This window comes from Pedobacter steynii (genome assembly GCF_900103665.1).
GTDB lineage: Bacteria > Bacteroidota > Bacteroidia > Sphingobacteriales > Sphingobacteriaceae > Pedobacter > Pedobacter steynii.
The window spans coordinates 42,730-58,518 of the sequence record NZ_FNGY01000017.1 but is presented as its reverse complement, the minus strand read 5'-3'; the positions used below and the strand labels follow the sequence as shown (position 1 = coordinate 58,518).

At 44.7% G+C, this 15,789-nt stretch carries 7 protein-coding genes; all 7 read right to left on the bottom strand.

The features are described from left to right. Positions 1-2: 2 nt before the first annotated feature. Positions 3-2,303, bottom strand: coding sequence for an aminotransferase class III-fold pyridoxal phosphate-dependent enzyme (locus BLQ87_RS31390; RefSeq protein ID WP_074612860.1), 2,301 nt, complete (start codon positions 2,301-2,303; stop codon positions 3-5). Next, positions 2,290-4,293, bottom strand: a complete 2,004-nt coding sequence (locus BLQ87_RS31385) for an MGH1-like glycoside hydrolase domain-containing protein (protein WP_216857894.1) — start codon at positions 4,291-4,293, stop codon at positions 2,290-2,292. Before BLQ87_RS31385 ends, BLQ87_RS31390 begins: the two co-directional genes overlap by 14 nt. Beyond that, entirely contained in the window at positions 4,293-7,418 is a 3,126-nt protein-coding gene (locus BLQ87_RS31380; RefSeq protein WP_083362161.1) for a beta-galactosidase, LacZ type, read from the bottom strand. The genes BLQ87_RS31385 and BLQ87_RS31380 overlap by 1 nt, the downstream gene beginning before the upstream one ends. 79 nt (positions 7,419-7,497) lie before the next feature. Next, entirely contained in the window at positions 7,498-9,018 is a 1,521-nt protein-coding gene (locus tag BLQ87_RS31375) for a RagB/SusD family nutrient uptake outer membrane protein (RefSeq protein ID WP_074612916.1), read from the bottom strand. 20 nt (positions 9,019-9,038) lie between these two features. Then, positions 9,039-12,179, bottom strand: coding sequence for a SusC/RagA family TonB-linked outer membrane protein (locus BLQ87_RS31370; protein ID WP_074612858.1), 3,141 nt, complete (start codon positions 12,177-12,179; stop codon positions 9,039-9,041). 139 nt (positions 12,180-12,318) lie between these two features. Beyond that, entirely contained in the window at positions 12,319-13,998 is a 1,680-nt protein-coding gene (locus BLQ87_RS31365) for a tetratricopeptide repeat protein (protein WP_143010613.1), read from the bottom strand. 68 nt (positions 13,999-14,066) lie between these two features. Continuing rightward, entirely contained in the window at positions 14,067-15,446 is a 1,380-nt protein-coding gene (locus BLQ87_RS31360) for an alpha-L-fucosidase (protein WP_074612856.1), read from the bottom strand. Positions 15,447-15,789: the final 343 nt, after the last annotated feature.

Genomic DNA, 15,789 nt, shown 5'->3' with positions numbered 1-15,789 from the left:
ATTTATTTAATTTTATACAATACCTCATCCAGATGGGCCACCAGATCATCCGCATTCTCTTTGGAGAATACCAAAGGCGGTTTGATCTTAATCACGTTGTGCAAAGGCCCGTCTGTGCTTAACAAAAATCCACGGTTTCTCATCTCTTCCACAATCCAGTCGATCTCAGGAACGGCAGGTTCAAGTGTTTCCTGGTTTCTCACCAGCTCCACACCCACAAAAAGGCCATGACCTCTCACCTCTCCGATCAGCGGATGTTTTTCCATCAGCTCTGTCAGCCCCACCATCAGGTGATTTCCTGTTTCCAGGGCCTGCTTTTGGAGCTCCTCTTCCTGTATCACCTTCATCACTGCAATCCCTGTTTCCATGGAAACCGGATTCCCTCCAAAAGTATTGAAATACTCCATTCCGTTGTTAAAAGAAGCAGCAATTTCGGCAGTCACCACTACCGCAGCCATAGGATGCCCGTTTCCGATGGGTTTACCCAGGACGACAATGTCAGGAACCACGTCCTGCAGTTCAAATCCCCAGAAATGATCTCCGATTCTTCCAAAACCCACCTGTACTTCATCCGCAATGCAAAGTCCGCCGGCAGCCCGGACATGACGGTATACTTCTTTCAGGTAATCCGGAGGCAAAGGAATCTGTCCGCCTACCCCAAGCAGGGTCTCACAAATGAACGCGGCAACACCTTTATCTGAGGTTTTAAGCGCTGCTATCAAACGTTCTACGTCTGCAGCATACTTTGCACCCGCCTGGGCATCTCCGTAGCGGTAAACGCCACGGTACAGATCCGGGTTCAACGCCTTGTGGATATGGGAAGGTTGTCCGCCACCCCCTGGTCCGTCGAATTTATAAGGACTCAGTTCCATCGCCACGGTAGACGTCCCGTGATAAGCATGGTCCAGTACAATGACATCTTTCTGACGGGTATAATGTCTGCTGATGCGGATGGCCAGGTCATTGGCTTCGCTTCCTGAATTGGTAAAATAACAAACGCTCAATGGCGCAGGCAAGCTATCAGTCAGCAGTTTTGCGTATTCCAATAAGCTGTCGTGCAAGTATCTGGTATTCGTATTTAATTTTGCGGCCTGCTGCTGGATTGCCCGTACCACGGTAGGGTGGCAATGGCCAACATGGCTCACGTTATTGACACAGTCGATAAAAGTATCGCCCTGATCATCGTACAGGTATTGAAATGCGCCTTTAACGATTTTCAGGGGTGTTTTATAGCTGATGCTCAGGTTGGCCCCGATCCGCTCTTTTCTTGTTTTCAACAAGGTCTCAATCGCTTCCTTTTCCGGGCTTACTTTTGGAAAGCCGCAGACGAGGTTAAACTCATTCTGCGCAAGGACAGGATTGATCTTCAGCAATTGGAACAGTAGCTTCCAGGCATCGTTCTCCGATACAAAATGATGTGCATTATCGCCCTGCGCTCTTTTACTCGCAGATTGTGTTACACTTAAACTTAACCTTGCCCCGATCAGGTAATACAAGACCGACAATTCCTGCTCCGTTAAATGATACTCCTGATGGTATGCTTTCAATACGGTCACCGCAGCTTTCAGGGGTTCCTCCTGACGGAACATCACATAGGTCAGCGTGATGGCGATATTATGAATGAGCTGGGTTTTGGCAATATCTCCAAAGTCGATGAAGCCGGTAACTCTGTCCTGATCGGCCAGTACATTCAGGTCATGGGCGTCATTGTGGACCACGGCTGTTCTCAACTCATACATCAGCGGAAGCACTTCCATCTCATATTGAAGGAGAAAATAAGCCGCAATCCTTCTCTTTTCATGGTCCTTGATAAAGTGAAGGTTCGCTTTTGAAGCCAGGACATAGGCCATGTCCCATTCGTTATAACGGTAAACAGCCGGGTGATTAAAACTCCGGAGCGCCTGGTCCATTTTTGCCAGCGTAGTCCCCAGATCAGTTAACAACCCGGTACTCAATACCGGCAGGTCTGCAAGGAAAGTGCCTTCCAGAAAAGACAAGATCCTGATGCAGTACTGATGTCCGTTGATTTCAGTTTTGGTGATGGCCTGTCCGTCCAGATTGAGTTTTAAGACCGGTACTTTAGCGGCCAATGGCGTTGCTGATAAAAACTGTAAGGCCTTCATCTGGGCATCCAGGTAAGGTTCATCATAAGGTGCAGGATTTACTTTACAGATCAACCGCAGCCCTTCTTTAGTGTTCAGCAGGAAATTTTGTTCTTCATAACCGGCAATTTTCTTTACCTCAGCATCCAGCTTGTAAAAGGTGTTCAGGGTTTCTTTAAGGTTTTTCTCAGAAAGTATCATGTGTATTCTCTTTAAGTATAATTAACAAGTGTGCTGCTGACCAGCTGAAATTTTTGGCATTTAACCCCTTGCCGCTAAGGGGGTGATAATTTTCGCGGATGGCTCCCTGTCCCTGAAGCCCTTCTGCATTTTTCAATAGTTTATTCAAAAAGTAGTTTGCTTCTTCTTTTCTGCCATACCGCAACAAACCGGAATAACCAAAATAGAACTGATCCAGCCATACCGGACCTCGCCAGTAACCTTTTAAAGGGTCAAAACCGGGATGATCGGCCGCGAGTGTGGCCAGGGGAACAGATGTATCAAACTTATTTGTTTTTTTTATCATTTTCAGCACAGAATTGAATTGTTGCTGGTCCGCCAGGCCGCACCACAATGGGAGCCATCCTTCAGGCCCATCCACATCAATCCATTGTCCTTCCAGGCTCTTGTCGTAATAAAAGCCTTTCTCTTCCCGAAAGAAAGTCTGATTGATTTTTTGCTTTAAAGGAAGGAGCTGGCTTTTCCATTCCTGCTGTGCTTTCCTGTTCCCCATCGCCAGGGCAATTTTTGCCAGATACCCTTTTTCGGCATAGAGATAGGCATTCAGGTCCACGGATTCCTGATTTAAGGACCATGCGGTGGCATTGTTTTTTAATAAAACCGCTTTGTCAAACCTAACCGCATTGTCCATTCCACTTTCCCATGCTGCGGCAATCCGAGTTCCATCTGTTGAACCAAACTCACACAGGCCATTTTTATTGTGGTCCCGGTTTTTGTACCACCAGTTGTGGTATTTGACCAGCTTAGGATAGATCGTGTTCAAAAAAGAAACATCTTTTGATTGCGCATAGATTTTCCAGACTGCCCATGCGGCAAGCGGAGGTTTGGTATCCCTCCAGTTGTTTTCTTTCTTATCCGTATAAATACAATCCGCCACCATCCCATGTTCATCCTGGTAATCAAACATGGCCAGCATATTTTCTTTTGCCAGTGCAGGATTAAAATAGCTCAATCCTACCGCCTGTTTCCAGCTGTCCCAGCTCCAAAAGCCATAAAACCCCTGGTAATTCAAAGAAGGGAAAACGCCGCCATGTAACAGGTCTTTTGATTTACTTCTCCAATTGGTTTGCAGGGTTACAATTGATTTTACTGCGAGTTTTTGTTGCACCACACTGCTCAGTGGTAGTCCAGGAGCATTGAAATAATCGTTCAGGTATTTATCCCAGCGCCTTTGGTTGGCACGGAATTCCTTATTGAAATTAAATGCGGTTGTTGTTGCGGCTTGTTCTTCTGCTGCATTCAGGTAATAGCTTTGTGTCTGGCCGATGCTGAAATGCGCATCCGGTTGAATGCTGATTTCTTCCAGATCTGCCTGATACCCATTTCCGGAAACCTGAATGTTCATTTTATGTGAACCATCGAACTGCTGGGTAAAGCGGTGTTCATTGTCATTAAAGCTGATGTTAACCTCCTTTTCTGCCTTTTTGATCTGAGCCCCGGTTAACAAGCTCTTCCCGGTCCAGGACAATTGCAGTTTCCGTTCCTTTTTCCCAAGATTGTACACCCTTGTATTGATCATTGCAGATCTGTTGGAAACAAAGATCAGTTGCAGCTCAACTTTCAGGTCGTTGATCCACATTTCCTGAGTAAGTAAGCCCGGATAATATTTGAGCTCGGTTTTAGCGCCGGAAAGGTCAATCAGCTTTTCAGCCTCTTTGATTCCGATTTTAGAGATCGTGTTTCCCAACCACTCCCCTTTAAGATCCATCAGGAGCGGACCGATAAAAGCCCCATGGTCCTTCGCCGAAGTAGGCTGGGTATAAGCATGCCAGGCCCCAAGGTCGGAGAACACATTCGTTTCAATTTTCTCCGGGTCGGATACTTCAAAGCCCATGCTCAGCACATCCGGAAAATGGCTGCGTTCTGCATCTTTTTTTGTAACATTGAACTCATTGACGGAGGCCAGCAATACAAAACTACATAAGCAGCAACTGCGTATAAGAGACATCATTATTTTATGTTATTGATTTCGCCGGCCTTGTTAAAAACCGGACGAAGGGTAAAAGAATAAGTATAATCACGGTAAGGCAACCGATATTGCGGATGTGCTTCGGCACCCCAGCTGTTATCGCCGCCTACACCTGTTTGTTTTGCATCAATGTTCCACCAGATCAGCGGTTCATTCGTCATCGAGCCACCGTGTACATTGACCTTTGCGTCTTTATCAAAATCCAGGTGTTTCATGTCAAAATGTAAAACTCCTGTGCTGATTTCAGGCGCACCTGTTGCAGAAAGCCCTATGCCTTGCTGATTGGCCAGGGTCATCCACCTCACCCCGGTGCGGTAGCCACTTTCCTGTGCCCTTGGGTAAGGATGGAAAAGCGCATCTGCCGGCATGCGGTAAAGGTCGATATGCGCTGCATAATCGCGGTCTGCATAATTGTCAAAAGGCCCTCTGCCAAACCAGCTCACCTGATCAAATTCAGGATTCAGGATCACCCTCATTCCTATTCTTGGAATTTCAGGTAAGGCCACGTCGCCGGCTTTAAGCTGATAATTGACATTGATGCTGCCATCACCTTTGATCGTATATACGGTAGTAATGCTCAGTTTTAATTTTGGAAGCTCATGAACGGTTTTCAGGGTTCTGGTTTCTTTTGAGACCTGCTTATTTTCAATACTGCTCAGTTTTGCGTAATCAAAGGCAGTCTGCCAGATTTTAGACCTGATCTGCATGCTGTTTCCGATGTCATTATCTGTTGCTGCCCTCCAAAAATGAGGAACCAATGCGGCCTTGATCAATTCTTTTCCGGCAATCATATAGCTTTCCAGTAATCCTGTTTTTTTATTGAAACCGATGTTCAGTGCATCGGTATAAAAATGAACTATTTCTGCAGTTTCTTTGGTTTTCAATTCGGCTGTATGCTTAGTGGAAAGAACCTCTTTGGCTTTTAAAGGCAATAAAAACTGTTCCGTTGCCACCTTGAATCCCGCCGGCAACAGTTCCGTTGCCTTTTTACTAAAGACCTCGAAAACGATCAGGTATTCCAGTCCGCCTTTAAGTTCAAAAGCAGGGATTTTAAGGTTGATTTCTTTTACAGACTGCGGGGCCAGGGAAAGGCTTTCCATCGTGCCGGAAGCCACAACGGTGCCTCCTCCTTTGATGTTCCATTTGATGGTATAATCTTCCAGGTTGCTAAAGTCGAACCTGTTCCTTAGGTTAAACACATAACGCTGAAGGTCTATTGCCTCAAAATTCACATTCTGATAGACCTTTTGCAGCTCATAAGCCTGAGGATGCCAGGAACGGTCTGCGGCAACGAGCCCATCCGCACAGAAACTCGTATCGCTCGTTAGCCCTACGGTTCCCATATCCCGGCCATAAGCCCAGATGTTGTTTCCTTTATCATCTTTTTTACTAAAAGTCTGATCGGAAAAATCCCAGATAAAACCGCCTTGTAACTGTTCGTGTTTATAGATCAGGTCCCAATCGTCCTTTAAGTTTCCTCCACTATTGCCCATCATATGGGCATATTCGCATTGGATCAAGGGTCTCTTTCTCCAGGTCTTCACATAGTTTTCCATTACCGTGATGGATTTATACATCGGGCAGAAAATATCCGAATACCTTTCCTCTTTAGTTGCTTCATATTGCACCGGGCGGGAAGCATCTCTCGCTTTCAGCCAGTCGTATCCCGCCATCAGGTTTTCCCCAAATCCACTTTCATTCCCCAAAGACCAGGTGATGATGCTGGTAAAATTCTTATCCCTTTCGTACATCCTGCGAATCCGGTCCAGGTAAGCGGCTTTCCATTCGGGTTTATCGGATAAGGTTTTCAAAGGCGTGAAGCTCATCCCATCACATTCGATATTCGCTTCGTCTACCACATAGAGGCCATACTGGTCGCATAATGCATACCATCGCTCTGTATTGGGATAATGACTTGCCCTTACCGCATTGATGTTGAGTTCTTTCATCACCTTGATGTCCTTGATCATTCCCTCTTCGGTTACGATCTTTCCATTGATCCGGTCGTGTTCATGGCGGTTCACCCCTTTGATTTTTATCGCTTTCCCATTGACCAGGAAAAGTCCGTTTTTAACTTCTGCGGACCTGAATCCTATATGATGACGGATGATTTCCACCGGTTTTCCTTTCTGATCCAGGTGGCTGATTTGTACTACATACAAATTAGGATGTTCGGCATTCCAGGTTTTTATATCCTTAAAAGTAGTGTTGAAGTTTAAGGTTGCGGTGATGTTCTTCTGTGTTTTATAAAGCGGTATGGAAGGGTTTTTCGGATCAAAGACTTCTAGTTCTATCGTTCCCCGATCTGTTTTTTCAGGCGCTTTATTGAAAGCAAGGTCGAGATTGAACTTCCCGTTTTTATAGCTTTCGTCTAAAGTTGCCCTCAGTTCAAAGTCAGATAAGTGAAATTTGGGTCTCGCGATCAGAAAAACGCTTCTTTCTATACCACTCAGCTTCCACATGTCCTGTCCTTCCAGATAAGTGGCATCGCTAAACCGGAAGACCTGCAAAGAAATCGTGTTCTTTCCCTTCTTTAGGAATTTGGTAATGTCGAATTCGGTGGGTGTTTTACTGTCCTTGCTAAAACCAATGTATGCGCCGTTAATCCAGAGGTAAAAGAAAGAATTTACTGCTCCCAGGTGAACAAAGACCTGTTTTCCATTCCAGTTGGGATCAATTGTAAATTCCCGTTGATACTGTCCTACGGGATTGTCCTCCTTAGGCACGAATGGTGGAGTAGCCGGGATCGGGTATTCCACATCAGTAAATATAAATTTAGCATAGCCCTGCGTTTGCCAATGGCCAGGCACCTTAATCGTACCCCAGTCTTTGGTTTCTGCCAGGTTTTTATAAAAAGTATGAGATCTTTCGGAAGGGTTCTTCAGCAGTTTAAACTTCCAGATACCATCCAATGATTTCAGGAAAGGACTCGATTGCTGATCCAATGTCTGTTGATCCGGATAAGGGATAAACCAGGCATGGGGTTTAATTGCATTCTGAGAAGGAATTAAAGGGTTTTCCCAATCTGCCGGAGCTTGGGCAATCACTGAACCTGTAAAACCCAGGCAAAGCATTAAACAAAGGAAATAGGGTTTGATTAGATTCATGAACAAGGAAATAAAGCATCGTCACGCAGGCATTGCTGCATGACGATGGTGTTAAATAATCAGAGCGCTCGTGGTTCTATTATGGTGTGGATGGGTTATTGGTCGTTTCTTTCAGTGGCGTAGGATAAAAAGCTTTATCCGCACTGAATTTCCTGCCTGCAGCCTGCATCTTTTGTGCAAGCAGGCCCCATCTCCTCAGGTCGTAAAAACGACTTCCTTCCAGTGTAAACTCCATTACACGCTCATGGATGATCTGTTCAAATACAGGTGCTTTACCGCTCAGGCTAACATCCGGTAAGCCTGCCCTGCCCCGAACCTTATTGATCCAGGTTACCGCATCACCAGATTTCTGTTGTTCATTCAGCACTTCAGCATACATCAATAAAACATCCGCATAGCGCATTAATGGGACATTGATCGCATTAGAAAAACCGATACGATCAGGTCCTGCAGGGATCCATTTCCGGAAAGCAATGGTTTTAGCATTGACACCGAAAATTTCGTTATAAGTACTTCCATATACCCTTGGGGTCGCTACATCGTTAAAATAGGCATCGTTAAAATACATGGTCTGGTACACCCTGGCATCATAATTACCATTGGCAACCTTACCTTCTTTTAACATTTCGGTCAACAGTGCCTGGGTACCATAAATCTCTCCATAGCCTCCCAGTTCTGATGCCGCCACCCAATCACTTAAATAAGATCTGTATACCGCTCCGCTGCTGGCATCTGAAGTTTGCTGCAACTCAAAGATGGATTCTGTACTGTTTTTTGTGGTACCGTTAAACATGCCCAGGAAATTATTATCCAGCTGGTACTCGTTAGACAGGATCACTTTATCCAGCCATTTTGCCGCTTCTGTATAATAAGCTGCGGCATTTGCCTGGTCGTCACTTACCCGGTATAAGTTTACTTTTCCAAGGTAAGCCTGCGCTGCACCTTTCGTTACACGGCCCAATTCCGTTGCCGGACGTGCAGACCTCAATGGCAGATCTGGTTCCGCTTCCTGAAGGTCTTTAAGGATAAAGCCATAAACTTCCGCTCTTTCCGCAAAGCCTTTGGAAAGATCAGCCTCTGAAGTAGGGACTTTATCCCTGATGATGATCTTACTATAATTGGTCAATAGCTTAAAATGATAATAGGCCCTCAGGAATTTTGCTTCCGCAAGAATCTGCTTTCTGCTGGCATCATCGATAGCGGTTGCAGCCATCTTACTTACATTTTCCAGCACCTGATTGGCAAAATTGATCCCTCTGTAATTCTCTCTCCACAGCAGGTCAACGGCATAGTTGCCGGAGGTAAATTCAAAATTATAATGTTCCGTCCACCATGGATAATTGAAAGCATCGGCGCCCGGAACTACGTAATCTTCCCTGTAAAACTCTCTTACCGAGCGTGCTTCTACATAGTTATCCCAGCTTACAAAGCCTTCCAGCTGAGAATAAGCCGCAGACAATCCGGACAATGCCCGATCTTTATTGATCCAAAAGTTATCTACTGTAAGCTGATCCGGTACACTTTGTTCCAGCTCAGATTTCTTGCAACCCATTACTGCCATTAGCAGGAACAAGCCTATATATAGTTTATTCGTTTTCATTCTTCGTTTTTTTATGGTGATTAAAATGTCAACTGTAGTCCCATGAGCCATCTTTTGTTCTGAGGATACATCAAACGGTCTACACCGTTGTTCAGGACATTAAAATTCCCTACCTCCGGATCCAGTCCGCTGTATTTACTAAAAGTGACCAGGTTTTGTCCGCTGACATAAATCCTGAGTTTAGAAATTTTCAGGTGTTCCAGTACAGATTTAGGAAGGCTATACCCCAGTTGAACCAATTTTAAGCGCAGGTAAGATCCGCTTTCCAGGAAACGCGTAGATTCACGTGCATTTTGATTGGGATCTCCGAGAACGGCCCTTGGCATAGCTGTTCCGGTGTTTTGCGGAGTCCAGGCATTGAGGGTGCTGGCCAGGAAGTTTCTTCCGGCTTCCATTCCTTCCAGCTCAAAACGGTTTCCGTTATAGATCTTATTTCCTGCTACCCCCTGCCAGAACAAGGAAAGGTCGAAGTTCTTATAGTTGGCTGCAAGGTTCAGGCTATATTCGTATTTCGCAAAACCTGAGCCCTGGTAAGTTTTGTCTTTTTCATCGATTGTACCATCACCATTGGTATCTCTGAACCTGATGTCCCCTGCTTTCGCATTTGGTTGCAAGACATTGCCAGCACCGTTTTTGTATCCTGCAGCTGCTGCATCGGATTGGAAAATACCATCAGCCTCGTATAAATAAAAAGCACCGATCTCTTTTCCTACCATGGTTTGAGTTGGAATATGGTCTGTTCCAAACCGTAAGCCTGTACCATATAAAATCTGGTCTTTATTGGCCAGTGTCAGGACTTCATTTTTCAATAAACTGATGGCACCACCAATGTCAAAATTCCAGTCATTATAATCGAAGTGATAATTGGTTTCTAGTTCCAGTCCTTTGTTGGCAATCTTACCTACGTTCAGAATCGGATTGTCGACACCTGCCGAAGGCGGAACTTCTTTGGTGATCAGCAAGCCATCAGTGATGTTGTTAAAATAGTTGATGGCACCCGATAGTTTGTTGTCAAACAGTCCAAAATCAAGACCGATGTTTTTGGACTTAATCGTTTCCCATTGCAAGTCCAGGTTTTGGAGCGTATAAGCGGCAGAACCCGGCCATGGAGTAGCTCCAGAACCCTGCACCGAACCTCCGGACCAGTTGTTACGGGTGGTCATGAGTGCCTGATGGTCATAATATCCTAAAGCACCCTCATTTCCAAGTTCTCCGTAACTCGCACGAAGTTTTAAGTTATTCAGCCATTTAACTTCGTTCAGGAAGGATTCTTTGTGGATATTCCAACCCAGGGAAACCGAAGGGAATACCCCATATCTCCTGTTTTCTCCAAATACAGAAGAACCGTCTCTTCTGACAGAGACCTGTAAAAGGTATTTGTTGTCATAAGCATAGTTTAACCTTGCCAATGTAGAAAGGCGGACATATTTGTTGTTCGTTCCTGAGGCATTGAAAGTCCCGCCAAGCCCCGCAGAAATGGTATTGAAATCCGGATTGGTAAATCCTCCCGGTACTTCAGTTTCCACAATTTTTCCGTTTACAACGGTTCTTACAATGGTTTTTCCATCTGCGGTTACGCTGATAAAGCGGTTTGTTTTTTCCTGTGCGGTATATCCTGCAAGAAGTTTCAGGCTGTGTTTACCGATATTCAGGTCGTAATTCAGCAAGTGCTCCATTAAACGTTCCTTATAAAGGGAGTTTCTGTTGAATACTCTGGTATAAGAAACCAACGGATCATTGGCATTGGCGCGATACGGTGGATTGAAAGCATACTCATCCGTCCTGGCATTGATGTAATTCAGGTTGGCGGTATATTTTAATCCTTTGATGATGTCCAGTCCGAAGCGGATATTTCCGCCCAGATAATTGGTTTTAGAATTGGCATCCAGAAAATGATCCGCAGCAATAGGGTTCTGAAATTTCGGCAATCCGTTTTCCGTTAATCCGTAACCATATTTTTCCTTCTCATCAAATACCGGAAGTAATGGCGACTGGAAATAACTGTCTTTCTGATCAAATTTGGCAGCTTCAGATCTGGTTTCTGAATAGATGATGTTACTTTCTACTGTTAACCGTCCCTTTTTAAACTCATTTCTGGACCGCAGTGATTTCTTATTGAACTCAGAGCCGATAAAGGTTCCCCGGTCGTCGGTCAGGTCACCGCTCAAAGAATAGGTCAGGTATTCTCCGCCACCCTTCAGGTTGACATTGTAATTCTGTGAAATGCCTTTACGGTTAATTAAGTCCTGCCAGTTGGTATTGGTACCCGTGCTTTTAGACAGGTATGCCGGTAAAGCCGGAGCAGAAGGACCTGCATTGGTGTACATCATGGTATGCAGCTTTTTATAACCTTCTGCATCCAGGAACTTAAATTGTTCTGTTGGCCTTACAATGCTGTAGAAGGAAGAAAAATCGATCACCGGTGCGCCTTGTTTTCCTTTTTTAGTGGTAATGAGGATCACCCCGTTCGCACTGTTGGAACCGTAGATCGATGCCGCAGCACCATCTTTAAGGACTTCGATAGAGGCAATGTCGCCGTTACTGAGGTAATAAGGATTGCCAGGTGTACCATCGATAATATACAGGGGTTGATGTGCACCAAAGGTGCCGATCCCCCGTAACCTGACATCCGAAGATTGTCCTGGATTTCCGCCGGGACTGCTGATGGATAATCCGGCTACCCTACCCTGAAGCGCATTAATAGGGTTGCTGGCCGCTACCTGTTCCAGCTTTGTGCCACTTACTGAGCTTACGGCACTGGTCAGGTTACTCCGCTGCTGGGTTCCGTAACCAATCACCACGACTTCGTCGAGTCCTTTCATGTCTGTCCGCAATTTCAGCAGGATATCCTGGCCGGCAACCACCTGAATTTCCTGTGTAAGGTATCCTATAGCGGAGAAAATGAGCACATCTTTTGCGGAAGCATTGACCCGGAATTTACCTTCCTGGTCTGAAGTTGTTCCCGTCTTTGTTCCTTTGACTTTAATATTGACTCCGGGAAGTGGTTGATCCGTTTCGTCGAGGACCTGACCTTTTATGGTGCCGGTCTGAGCAAACACGCTGCTGCCGGCGAGCGCCGAGAACAGACAGAAAGCAAACATGAGCCAAGCGAATTTATTGCTCCATAAATTGCTTATTGGCAATCGTAAATCTTTAATCATAATATTTGGTTTGAGTTGATTGATTCAATCAAACTTAATATGACTATGATCCGAAAAACGAATTCTGTACCCCTACATGTAGCGCTGTCTTACCCCTACAAGACCTCTACACGAGCGACAAACACCGCTGTAAAGCGCTTTAAAACGACTTTAAGTAATCGTTCAGGTTATCGTTCTGCTGCAAGCCAAAATGCTTGCGCAGGCGGTACCTTGCCATTTCCGCAGACTTCACGGAGATGTTGTTCAGCGTCGCAATCTCTTTAATGGAAAGGCTCAACCTGATCTGGGCGCAGAGTCTTCGCTCATTCTGACTGAGGTGGGGAAATTTCTGTTGCAGATTATAGAAAAAGTCCTGGTATTGGGTTTCTACCTTGAGGTTAAAATCTTCCACATACTTCTCCAGGTTGATGTCGTACTTAAACTTATTGACCAGCTTATGCAACTGATGCGGGATCTCTACCGGTTCGGTTCTGTCCAGACCGCCAAGTTCTTCAATGAACTTCACAATCAGGTCATTCCTATGCGCAATATATAAAGCGTAATTCTTCAGTTCAATATGATTAAAATCCAGGCGTTCATTCAGGGCCTTCTTATCCAGAACGGTATGTTCCAGTTCCTTCTCAATTTCCTGCTGTTTTATGGCTGCCTGTTCGGCCTTTTTCCTTTGCCTGCTTCTCAGTTTACCATACAGAAGAATACCAATCACAATTAACAATACGACAATGATAGCGAGGGCATTCCGCTGAAAGGATTTCAGACTTTCTTTCACTGATAAAGCTTCCAGCTGTCGCTCCTTCTCCTGGGCCTCACGCTTTAGGGTCAGTGTCAGTAAAGCGTTTACTTTGTTTTTAGACAGGAACTCTTCTCTAACGGCATTGTAACTATTGGTGTTCTCAAAAGCCTGCCGGTAATCGCCCATTCGCTGATACAAGAGGGAAAAGACCTTATAATTGTCTAAAAGATTTTCTTTTTTGGAGTTAGAGCTGCTTTGGTCAATAAATGCCCTTGCTTTTTTTAAAGCAACCAAAGCCTCTTCGTTTCTGCCAAGGTTAATCAGGGAGTAAGCCATCTGATTGTTCAGTTCTGCCAGTGAAAGCAATTGTTTCGTGGAGTATTGCAGGGCAAGATTAAAATAAATAATGGCCTGTTTGTAGTTCTTATTGTTGTTGCTGGAAATGCCCAGGTTATTGTAAGCGGCACTAATCAAGGCTCTTTTGTTATGTTTCTCGGCCATGACCAATGCCTGTTTGAAAAAGCCTTCGGCCTTTCCAAATTCATTTTTAAGCTGATAAATTAAGCCGATGGCATTTAGTGACAGTCCCGTCTCATCGGGATTCTGATGTGTTTTATAATAATCGTAGGCCATGGTATGGTACTTCAGGGAAAACTCTGCATTTTCCACATCGTAATAAATCCATCCCAATAAGGTATAAGTAGCGCCCATTTTAGCCGGTTTATCCAGGCCTTTATAGATCTCCAATGCATCAAATGAATATTCGAGGGCAAGATCATAAATATCATTGTACAGATAGCCTTCGGATAAGATGACCAGGGCATCAGCTTCCAGCTCTTTGTATTTGTTTTCGTAAGCTAAAAGGTAGGCCTCATAAGCGGAGGCAATGGCTTGATTGGTAGAATCCCTGTTCAGGCTTTTCGCTCTTTTATTTAAGGCTGTGATTCTGGCTTTAACAACGCTTTCGGTACTTCCAGCACTTAATGGTTGATCCCCCTGAGCATTTGTTTCACAGCCCGTCAACAGCTGAAGCATCAAAAAACAACAGAAAAGAAACAGTTTTTTTTGGTTAGTGTGGTTCATCATTTGTTGGGCACAAATCAAATATAGCCTTTTCTACTACGGTAAAAAAGGCTATATCACACAATCTTGTTTTATTCCAGAATCAATTCAATAACCGGAACTTCCACATTTGGTTTCTGTACGGGAAGATTGAGGATCACATCCCCATCCTTAGCCGTTTCGGTGGTATGGCTCCCTTCCCTCGTTGGGGAATAAAATTTGATTTCTGAACCGTCATTCAGCAGTTGTGCATATTTAAATTTACCTTTAAATCCTTCCAGGTGCAGCGACTTAAAGGGCCATTGCATCAGGTGGATATACAGCCTCTTCTTCTCTGCATTATAAGTGAGGAAGCAGTTTTGAGGAACTTTAAAAGTATCAGGCGCCTGTGTACATCCGTAAATAGAACGGCTATGCTGTTTCATCCATGCCCCAATACCTTCCAGCCTTTGATTTGCCCTTTCATCGAACTCTCCACGGGCCGTAGGGCCAACATTGAGCAAGAGATTTCCTCCTTTACTTACCGTTTCGATCAGCATTGCGATGAGCTGCGGTACGCTTTTCCAGGAGTTTTCATCCCTGTGGTATCCCCAGGATCCGGAAAAAGTCTGACAAGTTTCCCAAGGTACTTTTTCTCCTTTAACGGTTACCCATTCCCTTGGCATGAATTGTTCCGGGGTTTTAATGTCCCAGCCCCAGTCGGTATCGTTCAGATCCAGACGGTCATTGACAATGATGTTGGGCTGTAATTTCCGGATCAGCTTTAACAGGTTCTCTGAATCCCATTCCTTATGTCCTTTTCCTTCATAAGAAAAATCGGTAAATAAGACATCGATCGGTCCGAACTGTGTTAAGAGTTCAGTGATCTGGTTCTTCATATACGCCTGGTATTTCTTTTGATCCCTGCCTTTATTGGCTGCCTCGCGGGCTTCTTTGCCCTGAGGGGTTGGGGGGTGACTCGCATCTAATTCAAAATCAGGATGGTGCCAGTCGATCAGCGAATAATAGAAGCCTACTTTGATCCCTTCTGCCCTGAAAGCTTCAACCATAGGCTTGATGAGGTCTCTTGCCGCAGGTGTTTTAGTCGCTTTATAGTCAGAATATTTGGTATCCCACAGACTAAAGCCTTCATGGTGTTTGGTGGTGATGACAAAATATTTCATTCCCGCTTCTTTGGCCTTTGCGGCCCATTGTTTAGGATTGTACAAATCCGGATCAAACAGGTTGAAATATTTTTCGTAATCTTTATCAGCGATCCGTTCATAGTACTTCACCCATTCATGACGGGCAGGGACGGCATACAGGCCCCAATGGATAAACATCCCAAACCGGGCATCTGTCCACCATTTCATTCTTTTTCCTTTCTGCTCTTTGGTTTCTTTTGCCCATGCAGGGCGCTCCTGGGCATTGGCTGCCGACAGCTGCAAAATAAGTAACAAGCCCCATACAAGGCTAAGTCTTAAAGTTTTCATATTCAGGTCTATTTGGTTGTGGTCTAAACAAAGGAAGCTCGATTTTCCTATAAAATATTTTGCTTAATTGTCAAAGTGTTCAGCGTTTTTGACAAGAGGGCCCAACTGGAGACATCAGGAGCGAGCTATTGTAATCTTAATTCAATAATTTTGAATATGGTGCGCTAACTTTATTTTTTTTTCTATATTTGTCCTTGAGAGCGTTAATTTAAACGGGGGTAAGTCGTCTGACTTATTCCCGTTTTCCTTTTACCGGCTATTTGTAAGCGTCGGAAATCCAACCCACATTCGTAATTGACAAACGCATGCTAAGCCCGATGTTTCTTTTCATCTATAGCTATCT

What these genes read in the sequence shown, in the direction of transcription:
- BLQ87_RS31390 (WP_074612860.1), bottom strand. Translation starts at nt 2,303, where the DNA reads ATGATACTTTCTGAGAAAAACCTTAAAGAAACCCTGAACACCTTTTAC.
- BLQ87_RS31385 (WP_216857894.1), bottom strand. Translation starts at nt 4,293, where the DNA reads ATGATGTCTCTTATACGCAGTTGCTGCTTATGTAGTTTTGTATTGCTG.
- BLQ87_RS31380 (WP_083362161.1), bottom strand. Translation starts at nt 7,418, where the DNA reads ATGAATCTAATCAAACCCTATTTCCTTTGTTTAATGCTTTGCCTGGGT.
- BLQ87_RS31375 (WP_074612916.1), bottom strand. Translation starts at nt 9,018, where the DNA reads ATGAAAACGAATAAACTATATATAGGCTTGTTCCTGCTAATGGCAGTA.
- BLQ87_RS31370 (WP_074612858.1), bottom strand. Translation starts at nt 12,179, where the DNA reads ATGATTAAAGATTTACGATTGCCAATAAGCAATTTATGGAGCAATAAA.
- BLQ87_RS31365 (WP_143010613.1), bottom strand. Translation starts at nt 13,998, where the DNA reads ATGATGAACCACACTAACCAAAAAAAACTGTTTCTTTTCTGTTGTTTT.
- BLQ87_RS31360 (WP_074612856.1), bottom strand. Translation starts at nt 15,446, where the DNA reads ATGAAAACTTTAAGACTTAGCCTTGTATGGGGCTTGTTACTTATTTTG.